25 protein-coding genes are annotated in these 24,737 nt (G+C 71.2%); 18 read left to right on the top strand and 7 right to left on the bottom strand.

What is annotated here, in order from left to right:
* Positions 1 to 96 precede the first annotated feature (96 nt).
* Positions 97 to 1,422 (top strand): flavin monoamine oxidase family protein, encoded by a 1,326-nt coding sequence (locus tag ABC271_RS14145; RefSeq protein ID WP_412925474.1) that lies wholly within the window; start codon positions 97 to 99, stop codon positions 1,420 to 1,422.
* Between the two features lies 1 nt (position 1,423).
* On the opposite strand, the gene ABC271_RS14140 is transcribed toward ABC271_RS14145, so the two are convergent.
* Entirely contained in the window at positions 1,424 to 2,284 is an 861-nt protein-coding gene (locus tag ABC271_RS14140; protein WP_412925473.1) for a sulfurtransferase, read from the bottom strand.
* Positions 2,277 to 2,639 (bottom strand): carboxymuconolactone decarboxylase family protein, encoded by a 363-nt coding sequence (locus ABC271_RS14135; RefSeq protein ID WP_412925472.1) that lies wholly within the window; start codon positions 2,637 to 2,639, stop codon positions 2,277 to 2,279. Before ABC271_RS14135 ends, ABC271_RS14140 begins: the two co-directional genes overlap by 8 nt.
* A gap of 181 nt (positions 2,640 to 2,820) precedes the next feature.
* Here ABC271_RS14135 and ABC271_RS14130 point away from each other — a divergent pair, with 181 nt between their 5' ends.
* From ABC271_RS14130 to ABC271_RS14095, 8 genes are all read left to right on the top strand, one after another.
* Positions 2,821 to 3,696 (top strand): LysR family transcriptional regulator, encoded by an 876-nt coding sequence (locus tag ABC271_RS14130; protein WP_412925471.1) that lies wholly within the window; start codon positions 2,821 to 2,823, stop codon positions 3,694 to 3,696.
* A gap of 86 nt (positions 3,697 to 3,782) precedes the next feature.
* Complete coding sequence (locus ABC271_RS14125; RefSeq protein ID WP_412925470.1) at positions 3,783 to 4,925, top strand: acyl-CoA dehydrogenase family protein; 1,143 nt, start codon at positions 3,783 to 3,785, stop codon at positions 4,923 to 4,925.
* 227 nt (positions 4,926 to 5,152) lie between these two features.
* Complete coding sequence (locus tag ABC271_RS14120; RefSeq protein WP_412925469.1) at positions 5,153 to 6,799, top strand: ABC transporter substrate-binding protein; 1,647 nt, start codon at positions 5,153 to 5,155, stop codon at positions 6,797 to 6,799.
* A gap of 8 nt (positions 6,800 to 6,807) precedes the next feature.
* Positions 6,808 to 7,788, top strand: coding sequence for an ABC transporter permease (locus tag ABC271_RS14115; protein ID WP_412925468.1), 981 nt, complete (start codon positions 6,808 to 6,810; stop codon positions 7,786 to 7,788).
* The gene (locus tag ABC271_RS14110; protein WP_412925467.1) at positions 7,785 to 8,633 is read left to right on the top strand and encodes an ABC transporter permease; all 849 of its coding nucleotides are present in this window, start codon (positions 7,785 to 7,787) and stop codon (positions 8,631 to 8,633) included. The genes ABC271_RS14115 and ABC271_RS14110 overlap by 4 nt, the downstream gene beginning before the upstream one ends.
* A gap of 3 nt (positions 8,634 to 8,636) precedes the next feature.
* A complete protein-coding gene (locus tag ABC271_RS14105; protein ID WP_412925466.1) occupies positions 8,637 to 10,256 on the top strand; it encodes a dipeptide ABC transporter ATP-binding protein in 1,620 nt (539 codons plus the stop codon).
* 29 nt (positions 10,257 to 10,285) lie between these two features.
* Complete coding sequence (locus ABC271_RS14100; protein WP_412925465.1) at positions 10,286 to 11,398, top strand: LLM class flavin-dependent oxidoreductase; 1,113 nt, start codon at positions 10,286 to 10,288, stop codon at positions 11,396 to 11,398.
* A complete protein-coding gene (locus ABC271_RS14095) occupies positions 11,395 to 12,699 on the top strand; it encodes an FAD-binding oxidoreductase (protein ID WP_412925464.1) in 1,305 nt (434 codons plus the stop codon). Before ABC271_RS14100 ends, ABC271_RS14095 begins: the two co-directional genes overlap by 4 nt.
* Here ABC271_RS14095 and ABC271_RS14090 read toward each other — a convergent pair.
* A complete protein-coding gene (locus ABC271_RS14090; protein WP_412925463.1) occupies positions 12,693 to 13,202 on the bottom strand; it encodes a DUF4188 domain-containing protein in 510 nt (169 codons plus the stop codon). The two genes, ABC271_RS14095 and ABC271_RS14090, sit on opposite strands and share 7 nt — an antisense overlap.
* A gap of 71 nt (positions 13,203 to 13,273) precedes the next feature.
* Between ABC271_RS14090 and ABC271_RS14085 the strand changes: the two genes are divergently transcribed.
* Positions 13,274 to 13,888, top strand: a complete 615-nt coding sequence (locus tag ABC271_RS14085) for a MerR family transcriptional regulator (RefSeq protein ID WP_412925462.1) — start codon at positions 13,274 to 13,276, stop codon at positions 13,886 to 13,888.
* Between the two features lie 4 nt (positions 13,889 to 13,892).
* Here ABC271_RS14085 and ABC271_RS14080 read toward each other — a convergent pair whose 3' ends face one another.
* Positions 13,893 to 14,183, bottom strand: a complete 291-nt coding sequence (locus ABC271_RS14080; RefSeq protein WP_412925460.1) for a DUF4287 domain-containing protein — start codon at positions 14,181 to 14,183, stop codon at positions 13,893 to 13,895.
* 88 nt (positions 14,184 to 14,271) lie between these two features.
* On the opposite strand from ABC271_RS14080, the gene ABC271_RS14075 reads away from it, so the two are divergent.
* Positions 14,272 to 15,243 carry a GNAT family N-acetyltransferase gene (locus ABC271_RS14075; RefSeq protein WP_412925459.1) on the top strand — a complete coding sequence of 324 codons (972 nt, stop codon included), beginning with the start codon at positions 14,272 to 14,274 and terminating at the stop codon, positions 15,241 to 15,243.
* Positions 15,244 to 15,273: 30 nt separating this feature from the next.
* Here the strand turns inward: ABC271_RS14075 and ABC271_RS14070 are convergent, their stop codons facing one another.
* Genes ABC271_RS14070 through ABC271_RS14060 form a run of 3 tightly spaced genes read right to left on the bottom strand, consistent with a single transcriptional unit; the run spans position 15,274 to position 17,324 of the window.
* The gene (locus ABC271_RS14070; RefSeq protein ID WP_412925458.1) at positions 15,274 to 15,495 is read right to left on the bottom strand and encodes a hypothetical protein; all 222 of its coding nucleotides are present in this window, start codon (positions 15,493 to 15,495) and stop codon (positions 15,274 to 15,276) included.
* 52 nt (positions 15,496 to 15,547) lie between these two features.
* Positions 15,548 to 16,531 carry a DNA-3-methyladenine glycosylase family protein gene (locus ABC271_RS14065; RefSeq protein ID WP_412925457.1) on the bottom strand — a complete coding sequence of 328 codons (984 nt, stop codon included), beginning with the start codon at positions 16,529 to 16,531 and terminating at the stop codon, positions 15,548 to 15,550.
* Positions 16,532 to 16,586: 55 nt separating this feature from the next.
* On the bottom strand, positions 16,587 to 17,324 hold the full coding sequence (locus tag ABC271_RS14060; protein WP_412925456.1) for a winged helix-turn-helix domain-containing protein: 738 nt from the start codon (positions 17,322 to 17,324) through the stop codon (positions 16,587 to 16,589).
* 428 nt (positions 17,325 to 17,752) lie between these two features.
* Here ABC271_RS14060 and ABC271_RS14055 point away from each other — a divergent pair, with 428 nt between their 5' ends.
* From ABC271_RS14055 to ABC271_RS14025, 7 genes are all read left to right on the top strand, one after another.
* Positions 17,753 to 18,046 carry a GNAT family N-acetyltransferase gene (locus tag ABC271_RS14055; RefSeq protein ID WP_412925455.1) on the top strand — a complete coding sequence of 98 codons (294 nt, stop codon included), beginning with the start codon at positions 17,753 to 17,755 and terminating at the stop codon, positions 18,044 to 18,046.
* Positions 18,047 to 18,137: 91 nt separating this feature from the next.
* Complete coding sequence (locus ABC271_RS14050) at positions 18,138 to 18,347, top strand: hypothetical protein (protein WP_412925454.1); 210 nt, start codon at positions 18,138 to 18,140, stop codon at positions 18,345 to 18,347.
* 2 nt (positions 18,348 to 18,349) lie between these two features.
* Entirely contained in the window at positions 18,350 to 18,667 is a 318-nt protein-coding gene (locus tag ABC271_RS14045; RefSeq protein WP_412925453.1) for a hypothetical protein, read from the top strand.
* A gap of 102 nt (positions 18,668 to 18,769) precedes the next feature.
* On the top strand, positions 18,770 to 19,924 hold the full coding sequence (locus ABC271_RS14040) for an exonuclease SbcCD subunit D (protein ID WP_412925452.1): 1,155 nt from the start codon (positions 18,770 to 18,772) through the stop codon (positions 19,922 to 19,924).
* On the top strand, positions 19,921 to 22,977 hold the full coding sequence (locus ABC271_RS14035) for an AAA family ATPase (protein WP_412925451.1): 3,057 nt from the start codon (positions 19,921 to 19,923) through the stop codon (positions 22,975 to 22,977). The genes ABC271_RS14040 and ABC271_RS14035 overlap by 4 nt, the downstream gene beginning before the upstream one ends.
* Before the next feature lie 9 nt (positions 22,978 to 22,986).
* Positions 22,987 to 23,169, top strand: a complete 183-nt coding sequence (locus ABC271_RS14030) for a hypothetical protein (RefSeq protein ID WP_412925450.1) — start codon at positions 22,987 to 22,989, stop codon at positions 23,167 to 23,169.
* Positions 23,170 to 23,223: 54 nt separating this feature from the next.
* On the top strand, positions 23,224 to 24,711 hold the full coding sequence (locus ABC271_RS14025) for an MFS transporter (RefSeq protein ID WP_412925449.1): 1,488 nt from the start codon (positions 23,224 to 23,226) through the stop codon (positions 24,709 to 24,711).
* The last annotated feature ends 26 nt before the right edge of the window (positions 24,712 to 24,737 follow it).

The following is a 24,737-nucleotide window of genomic DNA, read 5'->3' as shown; positions in this document are numbered from 1 at the left end:
CAGGTTCTCCCACGGGATCATGCGCTCACACTAACGCCGCCGCGAGGGCCGCCCGGACTACTCTCGTGACACGATCGTCTACCCGAGGGAGCCGTCATGCAGGAGCAGTTCGACACCGTCGTCGTGGGAGCGGGCATCGCCGGCCTGTCGGCCGCCCGCCTGCTCGCTCGCGCCGGTCGTCGTGTGGTGGTGGTCGAGGCGCGCGACCGAGTCGGCGGACGCGTCCACTCGCAGCGCAACGGACAGCACGTCACCGATCGCGGCGCATCCTGGATCCACGGCATCGACGACAGCCCCGTCGAGGCGGCCGCCCGCGCGTTGGGTATGCCCATGGTCGAGTTCACGGTCGGGGGCTACCAGCCCGACAGCCGGCCACTGGCCTACTTCGGTGCTGACGGCGAACGACTCGACCCCGACGAGGTGCGCCGTTTCGCCGACGATGTGCGCACGCTCAACGCCGACCTCGTCGACGTCATCGCGCATTCCGCCCCGGATGCCACCTACGCCGACGTCGTGGAGGCAGCCCTCGCCGCCCGGGGCTGGGCGCCCGAGCGCGCGCAGCGTGTCCGCGAGTACAACGGTCGCCGCGCCGAGGAGCAGTACGGCGTCCACATGTCGGTGCTCGGGGCGCACGGCCTCGACGACGACACGGTCAACGGCGACGAGGTCGTGTTCCCGCGCGGGTACGACGAACTCGCCACCAACCTGGCGCAGGGACTCGACGTGCGGCTGGAGCACGTCGTCACCTCGGTCGTCTGGGCCGACGACGGCGTGACCGTGACCACCGACCACGGCACCTTCCACGGAGCCACGGCCGTCGTCACCCTCCCCATCGGCGTCCTGCAGTCGGGCGATGTCGCGATCACCCCACCGCTGCCCGACTCCCACCAGCGCGTGCTGGGAGTCCTGGCATCCAATGCTTTCGAGAAGGTCGTGCTGCGTTTCCCCGAACGGTTCTGGGATGCCGGGGTCTACGGCATCCGCCAGTTCGGTGACGAGGGCGAGTGGTGGCACTCCTGGTACGACCTGGGCCGCATCCACGACGAGGCTGCGCTGCTGACGTTCGCGGCGGGCCCGGCTGCCGTCGCGACGCGGCACTGGAGCGATGAGGAGATCGCCGCCTCCACGATGACGCAGCTGCGCCGCCTGTACGGCGACGGGATCCCGGAGCCCGAGAGCGTCGTCGTCACCCGCTGGCAGGACGACCCGTTCTCGCGCGGGTCGTACAGCTACATGAAGCCCGGGTCGGTCGGCCCCGACCACGACGAGCTCGCCCAGCCGGTCGGCGGCGTCCTGCACCTCGCCGGTGAGGCGACATGGGGCGACGACCCCGCGACCGTGCCCGGTGCCCTGCTCTCGGGGCACCGGGCCGCCGAGCACGTGCTCGGCCGCGCGGTGCCGATCGAGGAGCTCTGGGCCTGACTCAGCGCGGCTCGGGACCCGTCGCCACCGGCAGGTCCGGGTGGTTGGACCACTGACTCCATGACCCCGGGAACACCCGCGGCGTGAACCCGGCCAGGGTCAGCGCGACCGCCTGGTGCGCCGCGGTGACGCCGGAGCCGCAGTACACACCGACGTCGATCCCTGGCAGGGCGCCGAGCTCGGTGAAGCGCGTGCGGAGAGCCTCCGCGTCGTGGAAGCGGCCGTCGGCGCCGACGTTCTCCGTCGTCGGGGCGCTCACCGCGCCCGGCACGTGTCCCGCGCGCGGATCGATGGGCTCGACCTCGCCGCGGTACCGCTCGCCCGCTCTCGCATCGAGCAGCAGCCCACCGTCGGCGAACTCGGCCACGTCCTCCAACGGCAGCACGGGCAGGGCGCCGTAGGCCAGCGTCACCGATCCGGGCGTCGGGAGGGCGGCATCCCCCGTCTCCACGTCGAACCCGGCGTCGGTCCACGCGCGCAATGACCCGTCGAGGAGGCGTACGTCGGCGACGCCGGCGTACCGCAGCAGCCACCAGGCGCGCGCGCTCGAGAGGTTTTTCAGGTCGTCGTACACGACGACGGTGTCGCCGTCGTCGATGCCCCACCGTCGGGCCGCGTCCTGCAGCGCTTCGACGGGAGGGAGCGGATGCCGTCCGTCCGTCGGCTCGCCGTGGGCGGCGAGCTCGTGGTCGAGGTCGACGTACTGCGCGCCCGGGATGTGACCGGCACGGTACTCGGGCAGCCCGTCCGGGCGGTCGAGCCGCCACCGCACGTCGAGCACGCGCGCGGGGCCGCCGTCGGCGAAGCGGCCGGCCGAGAGCGCGTCGCGCAGCTCGGTCGCGGTGACCAGCACGTCAGACATGCGCGTGCACCGCTTCGTTCTCGTGGATGCCAGACAGCTTGAAGGCCAGCCGGCCGTGGGCGAACCCGCCGCCCGCCCGGATCGCGGTGGCGACCCACGCGGCCTCGGCGAGTTCGGCCTTCGAGGCCCCCGCACGCACGGCCGCCTGCGAGTGACTGTCGATGCAGTAGGTGCACTGGGTCGTGATGGCGACGGCGAGGGCGATGAGTTCGCGGAACTTCAGCGGGATCTCGCGACCCTCCGGCGCGAAGACGCTGTCGTTGAACGCCGTGAACGCCGCCAGCACGTCCGGCGTCGTCTCCTTGTAGTCGCGCGTGTAGGCGCGGTCTCCCTCGCGGTCGAAGAAGTCGCTCATCTCTCACTCCCTGCTGCGCGCCGATCGGGGGGCGCGCACCCGTCCGAGCCTAGGAAGCGCGACCGCTGCCGAGCAATGCCGGGTCCGTGATGGGCACCGATCGTCGTGCGCGATGGATGCCATGTGAACGCGCGTGACCTCCGACCAGCGCGCGAGAGGTCCCCGCGTCTATCGTCCAGGAATGGCCGAGACCTTGGACATCATCCAACTCCGCACGTTCGTCGCCATCGACGAGTGCGGAGGATTCGGTCGTGCCGCGGTGGCTCTCCACATGAGCCAGCCCACGGTGAGTCAGCACGTCCGTTCGCTCGAGAAGCGGCTCCAGCAACCCTTGGTCGAGCGCGACGGGCGGCGCGCGCGCTTCACGCTCGCGGGCGAGAAGCTCCTCGCCGAGGCCCGTCGCATCCTCGCCGTCCACGACGAGGCTCTCGCACGCCTCGACATCACCCGGGCGCGCACGATCGTGGTCGGCTCGACCGAGACGGCGGCGGAACAGATCCTCCCCGAGCTTCTCAGCACGCTGCGCCGCGCGTTCCCCGACCGCCAGGTGCAATTCCACATCGACCGGTCGACCCGGATGACGGATGCCGTGTCGAAGGGCACCATCGACCTCGCCGTCGTGCTCGACACGGGTTCGACCGTCGCGGGCGTCGAGGTGGGGGAGCTACCGCTCAACTGGTACGCGTCGCCGTCCTGGCAACCGCCCGCTCACGGCGAGGCCGTTCCGCTGGTGGCCTATGTCGAGCCGTGCGGGATGCGGCAGCGCGCGCTGCAGGAGCTCGGCGACATCGGCGCACGCGTCGACATCGCCGCGGAGTCCGGCAGCCTCGAGGGCGTGATCGCCGCGGCGCGCGCGGGTCTCGGCGTCGCCGTGCTCCCCACCGCGGGGCGCGCGCCCGCCGGACTCGTGGTGCGGCGGGACTTCCCCGATCTCGGCCGGATCTTCGTACGGCTCATCACCCGTCGCGGCCTCGAGCCCGACGTGGAGCAGGCGGCACTGGCATCCCTCGACGGGTTCTTCGCCGTCCGTCGGCACATCCACGCCGTTTCGGCCTGAGCGTCCCGCTCATCGGAAACCCCGATGGATGCGGTTCGCGGATCCCTGTTGGACGCGCCCGCTCCCGCGCGCGGAGCATGGGGAGCATGACTGCTTCCCCGACCCTTTCGCGCGTCGACCTCGACGCCCTCACCGCCGCCGTCGCCGAAACCGCCGAGCGCTACGACCGCTCGGGCGACTTCCCCGCCGAGGGTCTCGACGCCGTCCACCGCGCGGGGGTGTTCCAGGCCGTGATCGGCGAACGGTTCGGCGGCGGTCAGGTCGACGCCGTGGAGCGGCTCCGGTTCCTGCAGGCGATCGGGCGGGGCGACCCCTCGGTCGCTCTCATCGTGGCGAACACGCTCGCGACCCACATCGCGCAGATCGACCGTGACGTGTGGCCCGCGCACCTGTACGACAAGGTCATCGCCGAAACCGCGGAGCGCCCCGTCTCGATCAACACCGCGCGTGCCGAACCCGAGCTCGGCGCCCCCGCGCGCGGCGGGCTCCCCGCGACCACGGTCCGACGGACCGCGGACGGCTGGGCCGTCACGGGACGCAAGGCCTACGTCACCGCCAGCACGGGCCTGGACTACCACCTGGTGTGGGCGAAGACGGACGACCCCGAACCACGCGTGGGGCATCTCATCGTGCGTGGCGATGCGCCGGGCATCACGATCATCCCGACGTGGGACCACCTGGGCCTGCGGGCGAGCTCCACCCACGACGTCGTCTACGACGGCGTCGAGGCGCCCGCGGATCACTTCCTCGAGATCCCCTACACGGGGGTGTATCGCGATCCGGCGGCGCAGGCGAGCGCCCTGGGTCTCACCCACGCGGCGCTGTACGTCGGGGTCGCGCGCGCCGCGCAGGACTTCTTCCTCCGTTTCGCCCACGACCGCGTCCCCGCGGGCCTGGGTCGGCCGATCGCGACGACGGAGCGCATCCAGACGATCGCGGGCGAGATCGAGGCGCAGCTCGTGCAGGCCGAGACACTGCTGTACGGGTTGACCGAGAAGGCGGTCGCGGGCGACGCGGACGCCGTCGCGCGCGTGCCGTTGGCGAAGGTCCTCATCGTCCGTTCGGCGATCACCGCCGTCGAGGCCGCCGTCGCCGCACTGGGCAACCCGGCTCTCAGCCGCACCAACCCGTCGGAGCGTCACTTGCGCGATGTCCTCTCCGCGCGCGTCCACCCGCCCCAAGAGGACTCGGCGCTCATCGGAGCGGGGCGGAAAGTCCTCGGCCTCTGACGCAACACGGCGTCATCCGCAAAGACACGGGCGGCGCCCGGCACGTGGCGCGCTACCCCCGAAAACCCCCGGAATTCTGCGGATTCCGGGGGTTTCGCCATCCATCACCCGCGCCGATCGTTTCCCATCCGCCGTCGTCGTTGGACGCTTCCTCGCGGCCCGCTGAGACTCGCTGAAGAGTTTCCGACCGCGTACGGCGGTCGGTCCCGACGAAGGAACCACAGCCCATGTCTGCACACCCGAAACGCCGACGCCGAGCCGCCCTCGGCGCGGCCCTCGCCCTGTCCCTCGCCCTTCTCGCCGGCTGCGCCGGCGCGACGACCTCCGTAGCCCCGACGGACGCCGCGCCGACCGAGGGCGGCGACGTCGTCTTCCTGATCAACTCCCTCGGCACCAGCTGGGTGCCCAACGAGAGCTCGATCTCCAGCTACCAGGGCAACATCTGGGGCCAGGTCACCGACAAGCTCGTCTACGTCGATGACAAGGGTGCCGTGTCGCCGTGGATCGCCGAGAGCTGGGATCAGAACACGGATGCCACCGAGTTCACGCTGCATCTGAAGGACGGGGTCACGTTCTCGGACGGCACGGCGCTGGACGCCGCCGCGGTCGTCACGAACCTCGACTACTGGGCCTTCGGCAGCCCCGACAAGGGCATCACGCCGATCGGCCTGTTCCCGAAGACCTACCAGAAGGCCACCGCGGTCGACGCGAAGACCGTCGAGGTGACGTTCTCGGCCCCCACGCTCGGCTTCATCCCGACGCTCGGCTACCACGGCTCGATCCTCGTCTCGCCGAAGACGCTCGCCCTCAGCAAGCAGGACCAGGGCAACCTCGACAACTTCTCCGGTTCGGGCCCCTTCACCATCACGAGCTGGGCCGAAGGCGACGATGTCGTTCTGGAGAAGCGCGACGACTACACCTGGGGTCCCGAGGTTCTCGGACACACCGGGCCGGCCTACCTCGACACGCTCACGTACAAGCAGGTCGCCGAGTCCAGCACCCGCATCGGTGCGTTGACCTCGAATCAGGCACAGGTCATCTACAACGTGCAGCCCAGCGAGATCGCGGGCCTCACCGACAAGGGCTTCGTCGCCGGTGTCCCGCGGTACCTCGGCTTCACCAACGGATTCCGCGTCAACGTGAAGGCCGCGCCCTTCGACGACGTGAAGGTCCGCCAGGCGCTACAGCACGGCATCGACCGCCGGCAGATCCTCGACACCGTGTACACCGACGGCTGGCAGGCCGCGGAGGGATTCATCCAGAGCGGTGTCCCCGAGGCGACCGACCACTCCGCCGAATTCGTGTACGACCCGCAGACCTCGGCTTCGCTCCTCGACGAGGCGGGCTGGGTCAAGGGCGCCGACGGCAAGCGCGCCAAGAACGGACAGCCTCTGGCCGTGACCCTGTACGCCAACCCCTACCTGGCGACCTCCGCCTCGATCGACGAGCTCGTCGCACAGCAGCTGGGTGACCTCGGCTTCGACGTCACGGTGCAGACCTACGACGTGGCGACCTTCGGCGAAAAGGTCAAGAACGACGCCACCACGCCGCTGTACGAGATCACCCGCTCGTTCATCGACGTCGGAACGGTCGCGAGCATCCTCACGAACGCGAACAAGGGCGAGGACTGGTTCGGCGTCGGTGAGACCGATCCGACGCTGAACGACCTGCGTGACCGCATCGCCCGCGCGACCGACATCGACACCCGCGCCGCCGCCGTCGACGAGCTGCAGACCTACGTGCTCCAGCAGGGACTGTTCGTCCCGATCACGCAGATCGTCCAGCGCATCTACGTCCAGAGCCCGAAGCTCCAGGGCGTCACGTACAACGGCGTGGCGATCGCGAACTACGCCACGGCGTACCTGCAGAAGTAGGACCCGACATGAACTCCGCCTACCTGATCTTCGCGGCCAAGCGCCTCGGCCAAGCGGTCGTCGTGGTGCTGCTGGCCTACGTGCTGACCTTCGTGGTGATCAGTGTGCTCCCCGGCGATCCGCTCACGAGCACGCTGCGCAACCCCGAGAACGGCTTCACCGAGGATCAGATCCAGAAGATGGTGGAGTTCTACGGACTGGGCCGTCCGGTGTGGGTGCAGCTGGTCGAGGCAGTGGGGCGCTTCGTCCGCGGCGACCTCGGGATCTCCCTGAGGTCGAGCCAGCCGCTGGCCACGATCGTGGGGGACGCCCTGCCGTCGACGTTCGCCCTGGCGGCGTCGGCGCTGGGCGTCGCCCTCGTCCTCGCGTTCGCCATCGCCTACGGCACGCACGTGCTCCCGCGCCGGGCGGCACAGCTGCTGCGATCGGTTCCGGCCCTGTTCCTCTCGGTGCCGAACTTCGTGATCGGTCTGCTGCTGCTGAACGTCTTCGCCTTCCAGCTGAGCCTGTTCTCGGTGATCGACCCGGATTCCCCGGTCGCCACCTTCTTCGCGGCGGTGGCGCTCGGCATCCCGGTGTCCGCCCAGATCGCGCAGGTGCTCATCACCGGACTCGACCACGAGTTCGGCGAGGACTACGCCGTCGTCGCGTACGCCCGGGGGCTGGGCCGCGCCCGGTTGTTCTTCGCGCACCTGCTCAAGCCCTCGGCGCTTCCGGTCGTCACGATCATCGCGCTGACGGTGGGGGAGCTGCTCGGCGGTGCCCTCATCACCGAAACGGTGTTCGGACGCGCGGGGATCGGCAGCGTCGTGCAGACGGCCGTCGCCACGCAGGACCTGCCGGTGCTGCAGGCCGTCGTGGCGCTCGCCGCCGTCATCTTCGTGGCTGTGAACCTCCTCGCCGACCTGCTCTACCCCGTGCTCGACCCGCGCGTGTCCCTGCTCGAACCCCGCCGAACTCCTCTCCTCGAGAAAGCGAGCGTCCGATGACCGCCGTCCTCTCGCCGGTCCTCACCGGTGCCGATTCCGCCGGACGTCGGCGCCGTGGCATCCCCGTCGCCGTCGTCGTGTCGGTGCTCGTGATCCTCGTCGCCACGGCGTGGGCCATCGCTCCTTCGCTCTTCACCGGGTACGACCCCGTCGTGGGAGACACGAGCGAGAAACTGCTCGCGCCGAGCGCGGCGCACTGGTTCGGCACCGACAACCTCGGGCGCGACCTCCTCGCGCGCGTCATCTACGGAACGCGTTCGTCGGTGCTGAGCGCCCTCGTCGCGGTGGGGATCGCGGTCGTCGTCGGCGGTCTGCTCGGGCTCGTCGCCGGCTCCTTCGGCGGTCTGGTGGATGTCGTGACCGCCCGCGTCGTGGACGTGCTGCTGGCGATCCCGAGCTTCCTGCTGGCCGTCGTCGTCGTCAGCTCGCTGGGTTTCCAGACGATCAACGCGGCGATCGCGACCGGCGTCTCCGCGGTGGCCGTCTTCGCCCGCGTCATGCGATCCGAGGCACTGAAGGTCCGGAACACCGTTTATGTCGAGGCCGCGCAGCTGCAGGGCGGTTCGCGCTGGCAGGTTCTGCTCACACACGTGCTGCCCAATGCCTCTCGGTCGGTGCTGTCGCTCGCGGTCTTGCAGTTCGGGGTGTCGATCCTCGTCATCGCGGGGCTCGCCTTCCTCGGCTACGGCGACCCGCCCCCGGCATCCGACTGGGGCCTGCTGGTGTCGGCCGGCAAGGACTATCTCGTGTCGAGCCCGTGGCTCGTCTACGCCCCGTCGGCGGTCATCGTCGTCGTCGTGCTGTCGATCAACCGCGTCAGCCGCTGGCTGCGAGCGAAGGACTGAGCCATGACAGAACCTCTCCTCTCCGTCCGCGACCTGTCGGTGTCGTACGGCGGGCGCCGCGTCGTGAACGATGTCTCCTTCGACCTGCACAGCGGCCGCAGCCTCGCCCTCATCGGCGAGTCCGGCTCGGGCAAATCGACGATCGCCAAGGCCGTTCTCCGACTCCTCCCGCGCGACTCCGGCCAGGCCGAGGGGCGCGTGCTCCTCGAGGGCGACGACCTCCTCGCCCTGTCCCTCGCGCGGTTCCGTCCGCTGCGCGGGCGGCGTCTGGGATTCGTGCCGCAGGACCCCGCCTCGGCGCTCAACCCTGTCCGCACCATCGGCTCTCAGGCCCACGAGGCCGCCGCGCTCACCGGAGAGCGGGATGCCGCGCGCCGCCGGGCCGCGATCCTCGACGTCTTCGAGCGCGTGGGGCTGCCCGACCCGGAGCGCGTGTACCGCTCGTACCCGCACCAGCTCTCCGGCGGCATGCTCCAGCGTGTGCTGATCGGCCTCGCCGTGCTGCCTCGGCCGGCGCTGCTCGTCGCCGACGAACCCACGAGCGCGCTCGATGTGACCATCCAGAAGCGCATCCTCGATCTCTTGACCGAGCTGCGGACATCCCTCGGGATCGGCTTGCTGCTGATCACGCACGACCTCGCCCTCGCGGCCGAGCGTGCCGACGACCTCGTCGTGCTGCGCGACGGCGTCATCCAGGAGGCCGGTCCGGTGGGGGAGGTGTTCACGGCGCCGCGTTCGGACTACGCCGCAGCGCTGCGCGCCGACGTGCCCGCGCTGTCGCCCGACCGGTACCGCGCCGTGCTCGCCGAACGCCGCATCGATCCCGCCCGCCCCGCCGTGCAGGTGTCGGACGTCGTGAAGTCCTTCCGCGTCGGCGGGGAGGAGCTGCGCGCGGTCGACGACGTCACCTTCGAGGTCGCCGCCGGCAGTACGCACGCGCTCGTGGGCGAGTCGGGCTCGGGCAAGACGACGACCGTTCGCCTGCTCCTGGGGCTCGAGACCCCGGATACCGGCGACCTCCGCGTCGCGGGCGAATCGGTGCGCGGCCGGTCCCGCGCCGAGCTGCGGTCGGTGCGCCGTCACCTGCAGTTGGTCTACCAGAACCCCTTCACGTCGCTGGACCCCTCGTGGCACGTCGAGAGCCTCGTGCGGGAGCCGCTCGATCGGTACCGGGTCGGCGATCGGCGGGCGCGCCGCGAGGCAGCGCGCGCCGCGCTGGCCGCGGTGGGCCTGCGCGAGCACCTGTGGCGCCGCCGCGCGGTCGCGCTGTCAGGCGGTCAGCGTCAGCGCGTCGCGATCGCGCGCGCCCTCGTGCTCGAACCCGACGTGCTCGTCCTCGACGAGCCGACGAGCGCCCTCGACGTGACCGTGCAGGCCGAGATCCTCGACGTCCTGGCGCGGCTGCAGGTCGACCGGGGACTGACCTACCTGTTCGTGTCGCACGACCTCGCGCTCGTGCGCCAGATCGCCGACACCGTCACGGTGCTCCGCCATGGACGCATCGTCGAGCACGGCCCCGCCGCGGAGGTTCTCGAGAACCCGCAGCATCCCTACACCCGCTCCCTCGTCGCCGCGGTCCCCGACCCGCGCGGCATCCGATCCGCCGTGCCCGCCACGGTCTGACCCCTCTGGTTCCCGAGAAAGGAAAATCCATGCCCGTCGAATTCGTCAACATGGTCGGCAGCCGTCCGCCCGGAGCCCCCGCCCACGGTGGGAGCACCTTCACCACGCCCATCGACGTGGATTGGCTGCGCCACTACGCGCGCACCATCGAGGTGTACGGGTTCGACTACACCCTGATCCCGTACGCCTCCGCCAGCGCCGACCAGTACGCGCTCGCCGCGACCGTTCTCGGCGCGACGCAGAAGCTCAAGACCGTCGTGGCGGTACGACCGAACTCCGCCTTCCCGACGGTCGCGGCGCAGGGCCTGTCGACGCTGGACCAGCTGTCAGGTGGCCGTGCGCTCGTGCACATCATCTCGGGCGGCAGCGACGACGAGCAGGCGCGCCAGGGCGACTACCTCGACAAGGAGCAGCGCTACCGTCGCTCGTCCGAGTTCATCCAGCTGCTCCGGCGCGTGTGGACCGAGAAGCAGCCGTTCTCCCACGACGGCGAGTTCTACCGCTTCGACGGCTTCGGCCCCGGGTACTCGACGTCCTCCGGCGGTGCGCTCCCGGTGTCGCTCGGCGGCTCGAGCGAGTTCGCCTACGCGTCGGGCGGGGCGAACGCCGACATCTTCGCACTGTGGGGCGAGCCGCTGGCGCAGACCGCGGAGCAGATCGACCGCGTCTATGCCCACGCCCGCGCGGCGGGGCGCAACGACCGTCTCCGGTTCTGGGTGACCTTCCGGCCGGTCGTCGCCGCGACCGACGCCCTCGCCCGCGAGAAGGCCCGCGGCATCCTCGAGGCGGCCCGTCCGTTCTACGAGAAGGTCCGGGACATCAACAGCACCAACGTCGGCTCGGTTCGCCTGCGCGAGATCGCGGAACAGGCCGAGGAGCACGACGGCGGTGTCCTGTGGACCCCGCGCGGGGTCGCCGGATCCGGTGGCGCGTCGTCGCTCCTGGTCGGTTCGCCCGAGACGATCGCCGAGGCCATCGTGCGGTACGTCGAGCTCGGTGCCGACATCGTCTCGCTCCCGACACTGGGCGACCTGAACGACGCGGTGGATGCCGGGCGCCTGGTCATCCCGCTGGTGCGCGAGGAAGTCGCGCGCCGCGGCATCGATCCCGAGGTCGTGTTCGGGCAGCGGAACGTGGCGTGACCGCGACCGAGATCAACCGTGCCGTCGACCGGTCGGGCTTGCGACCGGTGGGCACTCCCGCCGAGATCGTCGTGGCGCGGGATGTCGCGGAGGTCCAGGAAACGGTCCGACGGGCCGCGGCATCCGGACTCCCCCTCGTCACGCGGGGCGCCGGTTCGGGACTCGCGGGGGGCGCGGTGGCGGGGGAGGGCACGATCGTCCTCGACCTCTCGCAGCTCACCCGCATCCGGGCGATCGATGCGGTCGACGGTACGGCCGAGGTGGAGGCCGGTGTCATCACCGCGGATCTGGATGCCGCGGCCCGGGCCCACGGTCTCTTCTACGCGCCGGACCCGGGCAGCGTCGGCATCTCGACGATCGGCGGGAACATCGCCACGAATGCCGGGGGCCTGCGGGGAGCGAAGTACGGCGTGACGCGCGACGCCGTGATGTCCGTCGATGTCGTCCTGTCCGACGGCTCGCTGGTGCGCCTCGGACGCCCCACGATCAAGGGGGTGACGGGATACGACCTCGCGGGGCTCGTCGTGGGGTCCGAGGGGACGCTCGGCATCGTCGTCGCCGCCCGGGTGCGTCTTCTGCCGGTCCCGCGACGGCTCGCGACCGCCTCGGCGTTCTTCGCGTCCCTCGAGGACGCGGCGCACGCCGTGGCCGCCATCGCGGTCAGCGGCGCGCGCCCGGCGGTGCTCGAGATCCTCGACGGCGCGACGCTCGCGGCGATCGACGCCGCCGAGGGCACCGCGCTGCGGGAGCGGGGGGACGCGCTCCTCCTCGCGCAGACGGACGGCTTCGGAGCGGCGGAGGAGATGGGCGTCGTCATCGAGGCGGTCGCTCCGACCGCGGCCCACCACGAGTGGACCGAGGATGCCGATCGTGCCGCCGACCTGCTGCACGCGCGCCGCCAGGCGCTTCCGGCCCTCGAGCAGATCGGCCGGCCGTTGATCGAGGACATCGCCGTACCGCGCAGCCGGCTCGCGGAGGCGATCCGCGGCATCCAACTCATCGCCGAGCGGCATGAGGTTCCGATCTTCGTCTTCGGCCACGCCGGGGACGGCAACCTGCACCCGATCATCGTGGTCGACGACCAGGTCGGCGATCTGCCCGAGGCCGCCGTGCGCGCTGCCGACGACATCTTCGCGCTGGCCCTCTCGCTCGGCGGGACGGTGACCGCCGAGCACGGCGTCGGCCGTCTCAAGCGCGAGTGGGCGCGCCGCGAACTGGGCGAGGACGTCGTGCGCCTGCACGACGACATCAAACGGGTGTTCGACCCGCGTAGCATCCTGAACCCCGACAGCGCCTACTGAGCCGGTTCGACCGTCGGGCGTGCGGTGGTGCGCCCGTCGGCGGCCCGTGCCGCGGCACGGTCGTGGCGGGAACCGACGGGGACGATCGCGGTCGCCTTCGGCAGTCCCATAGGTGGTGTCGCGACGAAGATCGACTCGGCGCGGTCGACGAGATACGTCTCGTGCCAGATCCCGACGGCGCCCGCCGCCTTCCTCGCGCGCTTGTTGAACCGTGTCCACGCGGGGCGGTGCGCGTGTGCGGGTGCCGAGGCGTAGGTGTAGAGCTTCTCGAGCGACGACCAGTACTGCACGATGTACGGCCCGCGCGGGCCGAAGAGCATCGTGAACCCGAGCAGTCCCGAGTCGGGGTCCATGCTCAGCTCGCGCAGCATCGGTCCCATCTCCCCGAAGACGGGTAGCCACGCGTCGGGCCGCCACCAGCGGTTGATGGTCATCCCGATGTGGAAGACGACGAGTTCGCCGTCGTGCCGGTGGGTCATGCGACCCGGATTGATGGATGCCATGGGTTCGTCCTCACTCGATAGTGTCACTATCTAGTGTTGGATAGTAGAGCTATCGAGTCAAGGGGGAATCCATGCGGATCTCGGAACTGTCCGCCCGCAGCGGTGTCTCCGTCGCCACGATCAAGTACTACCTGCGCGAGCGCCTCCTGCCCGAGGGGGAGCGCACGTCCGCGACCCAGGCGGCCTACGGCCAGGAGCACGTCCGGCGACTGGGTATCATCCGTGCGCTCGTGGATGCCGGGGTCGGAATCGCCGGGGTGCGGAACGTCATCGCCGTGCTGGAGAGCCCGCCCGAGCACCCTTACGACCTGCTCGGGGCGGCCAGCGCCGCCGTCAACCCGCCTGGCGCCGACGACGACGATCTCGATCTCGGACCCGCTCTCGCGCTCCTCGGCCGCTTCGGCGGCGCCGCCGACGACTGCTTCCCCGCACAGGTGGCCGCGGTCGCTCGCGCCCTCGCCGCGCTCGATCGCGCCGGATTCGTCGTCCCCGAGCCGGTGCTGGATGCGTACGTCTCGCACCTCGGCGCGATCGCCGCGGCCGAACTGGACGCGACCCCCACGGAGTCCCCGGAGGCGGCGCTGCGCTACGTCGTCCTGGGCACCGCGCTGGTCGAGCCGCTCATCCTGGCTCTCCGACGGGTCGCCGAGCAGATCGCGGCGTCACGCCGCTTCGGTCACGACTGAGCGGTCAGCCGTTCGGGTTCGTGGCGGCACCGTCGAGCCACAGAGTGTCGCTCGCGTCGCTGTGCGTGCCGCCCGAGCCGACGTGGGTGTCGCTGATCTGCGGTCCCTTGGTGATCACGTGGACGAGAGCCATACCGTGACCCCGGCCGAGGTCGTAGTCCGCCTTCAGCCACTCCAGGATCGGAGTCGCCTTGGTGCCCGGGCCGAAACCGCGCTCCTGCGCCAGGTCGACCAGCTGGCGCGGGGTGAGACCGGTCTTCTTCTCGACCGCGTCGAGGTAGGCCTGGAACGACATCGTCTCTCCTGTCTCGCCGGGACGGCCGTGCGGGGACCGAGCAGTGCCCCGGGGTCAGGGTAGCGAGACGGCGCGATAGCGTCGAGGAATGGCCGTCACGTTTCATCGCGCGCCCGTCGCCGAAATCGCCCCGCTCACTCTCTACCGGTTGCTCTGGCTGCGCGTGAGCGTCTTCGTCGTCGAGCAGGAGGCGGCGTACCCCGAGATCGACGGTCGTGACATCGAGCCCGGCGCAGAGCTGATGTGGGCCGAGGATGCCTCGGGCGCGGTGCTCGCGACCCTGCGGATCCTGCGCGAAGGCCGGAACACGCGCATCGGGCGAGTGGCGACCGCCGCCGACGCGCGTGGGCGCGGTCTTGCCGCTGAGCTGATGCGCGCCGCGGTCGAACTGCTCGATCGCGAGGCCCCCGGCATCCCGATCCTCCTCGACGCGCAGGCGCAGCTCGGCGACTGGTACGGCCGGTTCGGGTTCGTCGTGGCCGGTGAGCCGTTCGCCGAGGACGGCATCCCTCACCTGCCCATGCGGCGGACCCGGCTGACCACCGAGCGTCTCGTGCTGCGCGAGTGGACGCGCTCGGCCGACGACCGCGCATTCCTCTTCGACCTGTACCGGCGACCCGAGGTGCGTCGCTACATCGGCGACGGGAGCGTGATGACGGATGCCGAAGAGGTCGATGCCCTTCTGGAGAGGTGGGCCGCGCGCGCCGACGGTGTGCTCGGTGTCCGGGCGGCCACGGCCCCGGACGGCACGCGACTCGGGGTGATCCTGCTGAAGCCGATCCCCTGGTCGGACGGCGTCGGTGCCGATCGCCCCGAGGACATCGAGATCGGCTGGCACTTCCATCCGGATGCCGCCGGGAGCGGGTACGCGACCGAGTCCGCCGCCGCCGTTCTCGAGCTCGCCCACGCGACCGGCATCTCGCGCGTCGTCGCCGTGACCCACCCCGACAACGCTGCGTCGCAATCGGTCGCGACCCGCCTCGGGATGCGCGCCGTCGGGCTCACGGACGACTACTACGGCACGACGTGCGCGCTGTTCGTGTCGGAGCGGGCGTCGTGATCGGCTCGAGCCGGCCGGCGCCTCGGGCCGTCAGAGTTCGACGCCGTTGTCGGGGTCGTTGACGCCGACGTTGCGTCCACGACTGGACTCGAAGGCGATGAGCCAGCCGAGCGAGACCACCGTGGCGAGGATCAACCCGAGCCAGACGTTCTGGAACACCAGTCCGAACAGCACACCCGCGGCGAACAGGACGACCGAGCCCAGCAGCCAGTAGGTGCGTCCGCGGGGCCACCCTGTTCCGGTTTGCGTCATGCGCCCCAGCCTAGGGTGGGGCCGACCCGCGTGGGGACCGGTCTCTTGCCCCTCAGCGATCGCGGTGGTCCTCGGGGTGCATTCGGGGGCCGCGCCGCGGTTCGAGGCTCGCGCCCGCGTAGATGAGGCGGATGACGCGCTGGCGGTGACCGGCGAAGGGTTCGAGGAGCTCCAGCATGCCGTCGTCGTCCGTGCGGTGGCCCGTCAGGGCGTACCCCACCTGATGCGCGAGGTGGTAGTCGCCGATGCTCACGGCATCCGGATCACCGAAGGCCCGGATGCGCGTCTCCGCGCTCGTCCACACGCCCACTCCGCGCAGGCTGATGAAGACACGATCGCGCGCCTCGCCGTCGGCCGCCCCGGCGGCAGCCTGCACGATGGACGCTCCGCGGCGTGCGGCCTCGACGATCGTGCGTGACTGCGGTGGTTCGAGCCCCGCCCGGTGCCAGCTCCATGAGGGGACATGCCGCCACCCCTCGAGATCGGGGGGAGCGAACATCGGATGGGGGGTCGGGCCCGGAGCGCGCTCCCCGTACCAGGTCACGATGCTCCGCCAGGCGGAGAAGGCCTGGAGCCCCGTGACCTTCTGCTCCATGATCGCGCTGACCAGGGCGTCGAACACCAGATCGGTGCGTCCGATCCGCAGATCGGGATGACGGCGGTGCCATTCGTGGACCGACGGATGCCGTGACGCGTCGAAACCCTCGGGGTCGTCGAGCGCTCCGCACAGCGCGGGCAGTTGGTCGAGCGCCCACTCGGCGCCCGGCCCCCACGCGGCGGCGTGGACCGTGCCGTCGGCGGCGCTGCGGAGCGCGAGGGTGGCAACCCCCGTCGGCGTGCGGCTGGCTCGCCAAACGACGCCCCCGCCGCGGAGGGAACCCGTGGCCGCGAATGTCGGGTCGTTTCGTCCGTGGCGCTGCGCGGCGATCGTGCGTTCGACGTCGACGCGAGTCCGCGGACGGTACTCGGCGCGGAGCGGCGCCGTGAGCGACGAGCGCGCATCACGCGGGTGTGTGCGCTCGCGGGTCGACCTCATGCCGACACCCTACGTCGCCCCCACGACATGCCGGCCGGAGACGCGGGGGCGCGTGTCAGAAGCGGTCGGGCGAAGGTGTGCCGTGGCCGTAGCGGATCGACACGTCGGCGTGACGGTCGAACCGATAGCCCACGCCGCGAACGGTGCGGACGATGTCCTCGTAGACGCCGAGCTTGGCGCGGAGGCGACGCACGTGCACATCGATCGTGCGCTCGCCGGGAGCCTCGTCGTCGGTCGTGCCCTCCCAGAGCGAGGACACCAGTTCGGTGCGTTCGATCGTGCGGCCCTCGCGAAGCACGAGGTACTGCAGCAGCTCGAACTCCTTGAACGTGAAGGCCGCGGACTCGCCGTCGATGAGGACGCGCTTGCGGGAGATGTCGACGATGACACCGCGCGGAGCGCGGTCCTCTTCGGCGGGCTCCTCCTTGGTGCGGGCGACCGCCGAGGGCTCGTGCAGGGCGAGACGCACGACGTCCACGTCGCGGCCGCCGGCGCCGGCGGGGGCGAGGGCGACCGTGGCGTACGTTTCGGCGGCGGGAGCGAGTTCGCTGAGGGTACGGCGAAGGGCCTCGACGAGGGTGCCGAGGCTGACGCCGGCTTCGGCGGCCTTGGACTCGTCGATGCCGACGTAGAGAGCGAAGCCCCGCGGCGACGTCCCGGCGGGAAGGGCGGGTCGAGCCGGAGGAGCGGCGGGGGTGGCCGAGGCCGCGGGCTGCGCGGGGGCGACGCGTCCGGCAGGCTGCGGGCGGGTGGTGGAAGCGGCGGGGCGGTCGAGAACGGCGGAGATCGACATGAGGAAGGTGTCCTTCAGTGGTGAACCCGGGCGTCAGAGGGGCGGGGTTCGACGGGAGGTGTGTGGCCGAGGGGCCGGAGCGCGGTGTCCGGGCGCGTGATCGACGCGTACCGCGGACGACCGGGTGACGACGTCGGCGTTCAGAAGCACGAGATCGTCAGGGCGAGGGTCGCTGTTAGCGGCACATTCGACAACACATGACAACGCGGCCGGGCATCATCATGCCGGCAGTTCCGTTCGCCTCCCGGGCGGACAGAGCAAGCGCGTTGACAGTCATGGGGGCGATTATGACCCATCGTGTCCGTCGACGTCAAATGATGACGTTCGGAAATGTGGCATCCTGCTCGAATTCCGGGCCAAAGCCGACTGATGACCGAGCAGTATGCGCTCTCAGCGCCGACGGGTCCGCACCGGCGTACCGTATTCCCATGACCGACCTGCGCTTCGCCGATGACCGGGACGCCTCGCGCTACACCCTGCACGACGGCGACGACCTGGTGTCCGTTCTCGACTATCGCGACGACGGGCGCACGATGGCCCTCACCCGGGCGTTCACGATCCCCACGTTCCGCGGACACGGCTACGCCGCGGTGGTCGTCGAGAGGGCGGTGGATGCCATCGCGCAGGCCGGGGACCGCGAGATCCTCCCCGTGTGCTGGTACGTGGGCGAGTGGTTCGAAGCCCACCCCGAGCGGGCGAATCTCCTGCACGCGCGCAGCTGACCGGTTCGCTACCCGCGCCCCTTTCCCCCGTCAACCCCCGCGGGTCCGCCCTCAGCGGCGACCAAGCTGGGGCTCGATGAGAGGGGTTGTCATGACCGAGGAACGCGACCTTCCCGACGGCGTCATCGACGCCGACCCGCCCGGCGGCTGGGAGAGCGGCGACGTCGCCGACGGCGAGACGTCGGAACAGAACGCCCACGCGAAGGGCTCCCCGCGTCTCAAAGACGCCGAGCCCTCCGACCCCATCGAGGGCGATGCGGCGAGCCAGGGCATCGACCCCGACATGAGCACGGAGGAGTGACCATGACCGACGACACACGAAGCCCCGAACCCTCGGACCCCGCGGAAGGCGGTGCCTCGCCCGCGGATTCGGTCGGCGGTGCGGTGCACGAGGACCGCAAGGTGTCGCGGCCGGACGAGCAATCCGAGCCCGCTATGGACACTCACCCCACCGACGACGCCGCGCGCATCGCCGGTGTCGTCGCGCAGACGCGAGCGGACGTCGGAGACGCGCCTCAGGAGCGGATCGCGGACGTGCTGCGCCAGCGCTTCAGCGATGTCGGGCTCGACCTCGGCGACGACCGTATCCGCGCGCTCGCGGCGGAGGTCGCCGGCGGCTGACCTCGTCGTCTCCGTCGAGTCCGGGAACGTCGCCGGGGTGGGTGCGAGCGACCCGCGCGCAGGCTGAGCACCGATGTCGGAGGCCCGACGTACCGTGTCTGCATGCGGATCCTGCACACCTCTGATTGGCACATCGGGAGGTCGTTCCACGGCCACTCGACGCTCGACGCCCTCGCCGGGGTGCTCGACGTCCTGGTCGAGCAGGTGCGTCAGCGCGACGTCGACGTGGTGGTCGTCGCCGGTGACGTGTTCGATTCCGCCGCACCGTCCGCCGCGTGCTACCCGCTGCTGACTCGGACCCTCGTCGCCCTCGCCGACGCGGGGGCACGGGTCATCGTGACCTCCGGCAACCACGACTCCGCCGCGCGACTGGGGTTCCAGTCTGCGCTCCTGCGCGAAGAGATCACCGTCGTCACCGACCCCCTCACCGTCGGCGAACCGGTGACGATCGACGATGCGCACGGTCCCGTGCACTTCTACGGCATCCCCTACCTCGAGCCCGCGATCGTGCGGCACCTCTGGGAGGGGGTGGAACTCCGCAGCCAGGCGCAGACGATCGGGCACGCGATGGACCTCGTTCGCCGCGACCGGGCGCTGCGTGGCGGCCGCTCGGTCGCGATCGCGCACTGCTTCGCCGCCGGTGTCGAGGCGACCCCGGGCGTCGAGCGCGAGATCCGTCAGGGCGGACTCGACAACGTGCCGCTGCCCGTGTTCGACGGGCCCGATTACGTCGCTCTCGGTCACATCCACGGTCGCCAGCAGCTCTCCGACCGCGTGCGCTACGCGGGCGCACCCTTGCACTACAGCTTCGGCGAGGCAGGCAAGCCGCGCGGCTCGTGGCTCGTCGACCTGGATGCCGCGGGTCTGGCATCCGTCGAGTGGGTCGACCTGCCCGTACCTCGTCCGCTGATCACCCTGCGGGCGCCGTTCGACGACCTGCTCGAAGACGGCGCTCTCGACACGTTCGTCGATCACTGGGTGCGGGCCGAGTACACCGATGCCACTCCGCAGGTCGATCCGATGCGACGCCTCCAGGCGCGGTTCCCGTGGTGCGCCACGGTCGCCCATCTCCCGGCCGCGACGCGGAAGGACGACGGACTCGGATATGCCCGTCGCGTTCGCGCGGCGCGCGACGACACCGAGATCATCGATGCGTTCCTCGTGCACGTCCGCGAGGGCGAGGGTGCCTCGGAGGCCGAGCGCGAACTCCTCCGCGAGGTGCTCGACGCGCGCGCGGTGGTGGAGGCGCGCTCATGAAGCTGCACCGCCTCGAGCTCGAGGGTTTCGGCCCCTTCCTCGAGCGTCAGGTCGTTGACTTCGACGCGTTCGCCGACGACGGCATCTTCTTGATCGCCGGCCGCACCGGTGCGGGGAAGTCGAGCGTTCTCGACGGTGTCTGCTACGGGCTGTACGGCGGCGTTCCCCGCTACGACGGAGCCGAACGCCGGCTGCGCAGCGACCACTGCGGACTCGACGACCCCACCAGCGTGACGGTCGAGTTCAGCGCCGAGGGACGCCGGTGGCGGGTGACGAGGTCGCCCGAGTACGAGCGACCCAAGCGCAGCGGCACGGGGACGACGAAGGAGCCGCACAGGGCGAGCCTCGAGGTGCTCGAGCCCGCCGGATGGACGGGCGTGGCAGCGCGACCGGTCGATGTGGCCGCGCGGCTCGACGAGATCCTCGGGCTCACCCAGCAGCAGTTCCTCCAGGTGATCCTGCTCGCGCAGAACCGCTTCGCGCGGTTCCTTCTCGCCAAGAACGACGAGCGACAGGCTCTGCTGCGGACGCTCTTCGGTACGCGCACCTTCGAGCAGTATGCCGTTGCCCTCGACGGCCGGCGAAAGAGCGCACTCGAGCGCCTCGCGGCGGGGGGCACCGAGGTGTCCACGTTGCTCGACGAGGCCGAGCGCATGATCGCCGCCTTCGACGCGGCGCGCGCCTCCGACGACGCACCCGGACCGCACGCGGCACCGGCCGATACCCCCGGTGAGGGCGCCGCGGACGGCCCCCCGGCGACGATCCACGACCGGCTCACGGCCGTCATCCGCGCCGTCGAGCGGATGGAATACCGGGTCGAGGCGGCCGCTCACGAACGGGAGGCCGCGAAGCGCGGGCTGGATGCCGCCCTCGCCGCCGAGCGCGAGGCGACCGCGCTGCACGGTCGGCAGGTCGAACGTCGTGCCGCGCGAGCGCAGCTGTCGGATCTCGAATCCGACACCGAGCGAATCGACGCCGTGCGCGCCGAGCTCGGGGTGGCGGCCACGGCCGAGGCGCTCCGCGCGCCGCTCGATGCCGTCGGCCGCGCGGAACGCGCGCTGCCCGCTGCGGAGGCTGCGTGGCGCGCCGCCGTGACCGTCGCGGAGCGTTGCGGCGAGACGGGTGTGGAGTCCCTCGCCGCGCTGACCGCGCGCGACGACGATCTCACGGCGCTGCTGGCACGAGTGGACGAGGCGCTCGTGCTCGAGAACGACCTCGCGGAGGTCGAGACCGAGGTCGCAGCCCGGCGGGCGCGGGTCGACGATGCGGCGCGCCGGGTGGATGAGATCGTGGGTCGGCTGGCCGAGATTCCGTCGGTCCGCGACGCCCTCGACGAACGGTTGGCGGCCCTGTCCGACGCGACGACGCGGCGCGACCTCGCGCGCGCGGAGCGGGCCGAGGCCGCCCGACGCCACGAGGCGGCGGTCGAGGCCGAGCGTCTCGCCGAGGAGCGCGACACGGCCGATATGGCCGCGCTCGTGCGGGCCGATGAGCTGCAGCGCGCCGTCGCATCCTGGAGCAGTCTGTTGCGGCGACGGCTCGCGGGAGCGGCGGGAGAACTCGCTCACGCGCTCGTCGACGGCGAACCGTGTGCCGTCTGCGGGTCCACGGAGCACCCCGCCCCCGCGGTCGGCACCGACGATCCGGTCACCGACGCCGAGGTGACGGCGGCGGAGGACCGCAAGAACTCCGCGACCGAGAAGGACCGCCTCGCCGCCGATGCCGCGCGCATCACGCGCGATGCCTACGCGCTCGCGGCGGCGCGGGCCGGGGGAGAGACGGTCGCCGAGCTGCACGAGCGGCTCGGCCGAATCGACGACGCTCTCGCCCGAGCGCACGCCGATGCGATCGAGCACGAGCGCCTCGCCGCTGAGCGGGCCGCTCTGGTCCAGAGCGAGAAGGCCGACGCCCTGGAGCGCGAGCGACTCGACCGCGAGCTCGCGGATGCGCGTCAAGACCTCGCGCTGCATCTGCAGCGCGCCGAGACGTTGCGCGCCGCGCTGGCCGAGGCTCGCGCGACGTTCCCCACCGTCCGTGAACGCCGCCGCGACCTCGCAGCGCGGCGCGACGCGGTGCGGGCGGTGGTCGCGGCGCGCGCCGATCACGAGACGCGCGTGCGTGCCGTCGCGGAGGCGCGCGCGGCGTTCGACGAGCTGCTCATCGACAGCGAGTTCGCCGACGAAGCGGCGATCCGCGCGGCCCTGCGCGACTCGGCTGAACGCCGACGCCTCGAGACTGCCGTCGCCGATCACGATGCCGCCCTCGCCGCCACCCGACGCCGTCTCCTCGAGCTCGAGCTCCATCTCGTGGGGGCGCCCGACGAGCCGGTCGATCTCGGTCCGGTCTCCGCGGCGGTCCTCGAAGCCCGTACGGCCGTCGAGTCCGCCGCCGCCGCGCATGCTGCCGTCTCCGTAGCGGCGGTGCACGTGCGCGACCTCGCCGAGCGTGCCGACGCCGGCAGCGCCGCCGTCGCGCGGCTGTCCGATGCCCACGCGGTCGTCGCGCGTCTGGCCGACACCGTCGCCGGGCGAGCCCCGAACACCCGGCGGATGACGCTCGAGACGTTCGTGCTCGCCGCGGAGCTGGAAGAGATCGTGGATGCCGCGAACCTCCGGCTCGATCACATGTCCGCGGGGCGCTACCGACTGCAGCACACCGACGCGCTGGCCGCGCGTGGCGCAGCGAGCGGACTGGGGCTCGAGATCATGGACGCGTTCACCGGCCAGTCCCGGCCGCCGCAGTCCCTGTCGGGCGGCGAGACCTTCCTCGCGTCCCTCGCGCTCGCATTGGGTCTGGCCGAGGTGGTCACGGCGCGGACGGGCGGCATCCGGCTCGACACCCTCTTCATCGACGAGGGTTTCGGCTCACTCGACGACGAGACGCTCGACCTGGCGATGCGGACGCTCGACGAGCTCCGTCAGGGTGGGCGCACGGTGGGCGTGATCAGTCACGTCGCCTCGATGAAGGACCAGCTTCCGGCGCAGGTGAGGGTCACGGCCACACCGAGGGGGCCGAGCGTCATCCGGCAAGACGCCGTGGGTGCGCTCGCCTAGGCTGTGACCATGCGCAAGAGCACGCTGTGGACGATTCTCGGGGTCGTCGCGGCCATCGTCATCGCATGGATCGTCGTGAACATCCTGTTCTCGCTCATCGCGTTCGTCTTCCGCCTCGTGGTCGTCGCGGTGGTCGCCGTCGTCGTGTTCGTGATCCTTCGCGCCGTCTTCGCGCGGCGCGACGTCGACTGACGCGCGTCCGCAAGCCCGCCCGCCGGGTCGTGCACGCGAGTAGCGTGACAACCGATGTCTCACGAATCCTCGTCCCCCCACCCGCCGACACAGGACATCCAGCTCTCCCCGCGCCATCGCTGGCGCGCGTACTGGATCGCCGTCTCGGTCGCCGCGCTGACGATCCTCGATCTCACCAAGGTCAACGTCGCCCTGCCCTCGATCGAGGCGGCGTTGCACGCGGGCCCCACCGAGCTGCAGCTCGTCGTGTCCGGGTACATCCTCACCTTCGGTCTCGTTCTCGTCCCCGCCGGCCGTCTCGGCGACCTGCGTTCGCGGCGGGTGCTGTTCCTCGTCGGACTCTCCCTCTTCCTGGTCATGAGCCTTGCCTGCGCCCTCGCCCCCAACACGGGTGTCCTGCTCACCGCTCGCCTGCTGCAGGGTGTGGCCGCCGGCATCCAGATGCCCCAGGTGCTCGGACTCGTGCAGCAGCTGTTCCAGGGCAAGGAGCGCGGGCGCGCCTTCGGTCTGTTCGGCGCCACCATCGGCATCGCCACGGCTCTCGGCCCGACGCTCGGCGGTCTGCTCATCGCGCTCGGCGGTCCGACCGACGGCTGGCGGCTCATCTTCTGGATCAACATCCCGCTCGTCGCGATCGTGATCGTGCTCGCCGCGTGGCTCCTCCCGAACACCCGCACCAAGTCGCACCGCGCGCTCGACCTCGATCCCGTCGGCGTCCTGCTGTTCGGCCTGACGATCATCGCGCTGATGTGGCCGTTCCTGTTCACCACCGGCTCGCCCGACGACGACCCGCGCCGCTGGTGGCTCCTCGTGGTGTCCGCCGTGTTCGCCGCCGCGTTCGTCTTCTGGGAGCGTCACTACGCCGATCGCGGGCGGATACCCCTCATGCCGCTGTCGATCTTCGCGCTCAGCTCGTACCGGAACGGCGTGCTGATCTCGACCGCCTACTTCTCGGCGGTGCCCGCGATGTTCCTGCTCGGCACGCTGTTCCTCCAGGGCGGCCTCGGGCTCGAACCTGTCTTCGCCGGGATGGTGACGATCGGCTTCGCCGTGGCGTCGGCGGGAAGCTCATGGGTCGGTGGCAACCTCGTCACCCGGCTCGGTCGACCACTCGTGGTGGTCGGCATCCTCGGCATGGTCGCGACAGCGGGAGCTCTCGCCGTGGTGGCACTGACGACTCCGGCCGCGTGGACCCCGTGGGCGATGGCGGCCGTCATGGTGTTCGGCGGTTTCGCCGGAGGACTCGTCATCTCGCCGAACCAGACGCTCACCCTGGCGGACATCCCCGTCTCAAGCGGTGGAGTCGCGGGATCGGTCGGGCAGCTCGGGCAGCGCATCGGCACGGCCGTCGGCACGGCGATCGCCCTGGCGCTGTTCTACGCCACGGTGTACCGCGAGCAGGGTGACCGCGACACGCTCGTCGTCTTCCACGACGCGTACGCCACGGGCATGATCGCCGTCGGCGTCTTCCTCGGGCTCGCGCTCATCGTCGGCGTCGCCGACCTGGCCGGTCGCGCCCGCCACGGCTCGCAGACCCCGTAACGCGCGAGGCCGCGCGAGCCACGGGC

Source organism: Microbacterium canaveralium, from assembly GCF_047238045.1.
GTDB lineage: Bacteria > Actinomycetota > Actinomycetes > Actinomycetales > Microbacteriaceae > Microbacterium.
Note: the sequence above shows the minus strand (reverse complement) of the source record. Positions and strands in the feature narration are given on the sequence as shown.

What these genes read in the sequence shown, in the direction of transcription:
- ABC271_RS14145 (WP_412925474.1), top strand. Translation starts at nt 97, where the DNA reads ATGCAGGAGCAGTTCGACACCGTCGTCGTGGGAGCGGGCATCGCCGGC.
- ABC271_RS14140 (WP_412925473.1), bottom strand. Translation starts at nt 2,284, where the DNA reads ATGTCTGACGTGCTGGTCACCGCGACCGAGCTGCGCGACGCGCTCTCG.
- ABC271_RS14135 (WP_412925472.1), bottom strand. Translation starts at nt 2,639, where the DNA reads ATGAGCGACTTCTTCGACCGCGAGGGAGACCGCGCCTACACGCGCGAC.
- ABC271_RS14130 (WP_412925471.1), top strand. Translation starts at nt 2,821, where the DNA reads ATGGCCGAGACCTTGGACATCATCCAACTCCGCACGTTCGTCGCCATC.
- ABC271_RS14125 (WP_412925470.1), top strand. Translation starts at nt 3,783, where the DNA reads ATGACTGCTTCCCCGACCCTTTCGCGCGTCGACCTCGACGCCCTCACC.
- ABC271_RS14120 (WP_412925469.1), top strand. Translation starts at nt 5,153, where the DNA reads ATGTCTGCACACCCGAAACGCCGACGCCGAGCCGCCCTCGGCGCGGCC.
- ABC271_RS14115 (WP_412925468.1), top strand. Translation starts at nt 6,808, where the DNA reads ATGAACTCCGCCTACCTGATCTTCGCGGCCAAGCGCCTCGGCCAAGCG.
- ABC271_RS14110 (WP_412925467.1), top strand. Translation starts at nt 7,785, where the DNA reads ATGACCGCCGTCCTCTCGCCGGTCCTCACCGGTGCCGATTCCGCCGGA.
- ABC271_RS14105 (WP_412925466.1), top strand. Translation starts at nt 8,637, where the DNA reads ATGACAGAACCTCTCCTCTCCGTCCGCGACCTGTCGGTGTCGTACGGC.
- ABC271_RS14100 (WP_412925465.1), top strand. Translation starts at nt 10,286, where the DNA reads ATGCCCGTCGAATTCGTCAACATGGTCGGCAGCCGTCCGCCCGGAGCC.
- ABC271_RS14090 (WP_412925463.1), bottom strand. Translation starts at nt 13,202, where the DNA reads ATGGCATCCATCAATCCGGGTCGCATGACCCACCGGCACGACGGCGAA.
- ABC271_RS14085 (WP_412925462.1), top strand. Translation starts at nt 13,274, where the DNA reads ATGCGGATCTCGGAACTGTCCGCCCGCAGCGGTGTCTCCGTCGCCACG.
- ABC271_RS14080 (WP_412925460.1), bottom strand. Translation starts at nt 14,183, where the DNA reads ATGTCGTTCCAGGCCTACCTCGACGCGGTCGAGAAGAAGACCGGTCTC.
- ABC271_RS14075 (WP_412925459.1), top strand. Translation starts at nt 14,272, where the DNA reads ATGGCCGTCACGTTTCATCGCGCGCCCGTCGCCGAAATCGCCCCGCTC.
- ABC271_RS14070 (WP_412925458.1), bottom strand. Translation starts at nt 15,495, where the DNA reads ATGACGCAAACCGGAACAGGGTGGCCCCGCGGACGCACCTACTGGCTG.
- ABC271_RS14065 (WP_412925457.1), bottom strand. Translation starts at nt 16,531, where the DNA reads ATGAGGTCGACCCGCGAGCGCACACACCCGCGTGATGCGCGCTCGTCG.
- ABC271_RS14060 (WP_412925456.1), bottom strand. Translation starts at nt 17,324, where the DNA reads ATGTCGATCTCCGCCGTTCTCGACCGCCCCGCCGCTTCCACCACCCGC.
- ABC271_RS14055 (WP_412925455.1), top strand. Translation starts at nt 17,753, where the DNA reads ATGACCGACCTGCGCTTCGCCGATGACCGGGACGCCTCGCGCTACACC.
- ABC271_RS14050 (WP_412925454.1), top strand. Translation starts at nt 18,138, where the DNA reads ATGACCGAGGAACGCGACCTTCCCGACGGCGTCATCGACGCCGACCCG.
- ABC271_RS14045 (WP_412925453.1), top strand. Translation starts at nt 18,350, where the DNA reads ATGACCGACGACACACGAAGCCCCGAACCCTCGGACCCCGCGGAAGGC.
- ABC271_RS14040 (WP_412925452.1), top strand. Translation starts at nt 18,770, where the DNA reads ATGCGGATCCTGCACACCTCTGATTGGCACATCGGGAGGTCGTTCCAC.
- ABC271_RS14035 (WP_412925451.1), top strand. Translation starts at nt 19,921, where the DNA reads ATGAAGCTGCACCGCCTCGAGCTCGAGGGTTTCGGCCCCTTCCTCGAG.
- ABC271_RS14030 (WP_412925450.1), top strand. Translation starts at nt 22,987, where the DNA reads ATGCGCAAGAGCACGCTGTGGACGATTCTCGGGGTCGTCGCGGCCATC.
- ABC271_RS14025 (WP_412925449.1), top strand. Translation starts at nt 23,224, where the DNA reads ATGTCTCACGAATCCTCGTCCCCCCACCCGCCGACACAGGACATCCAG.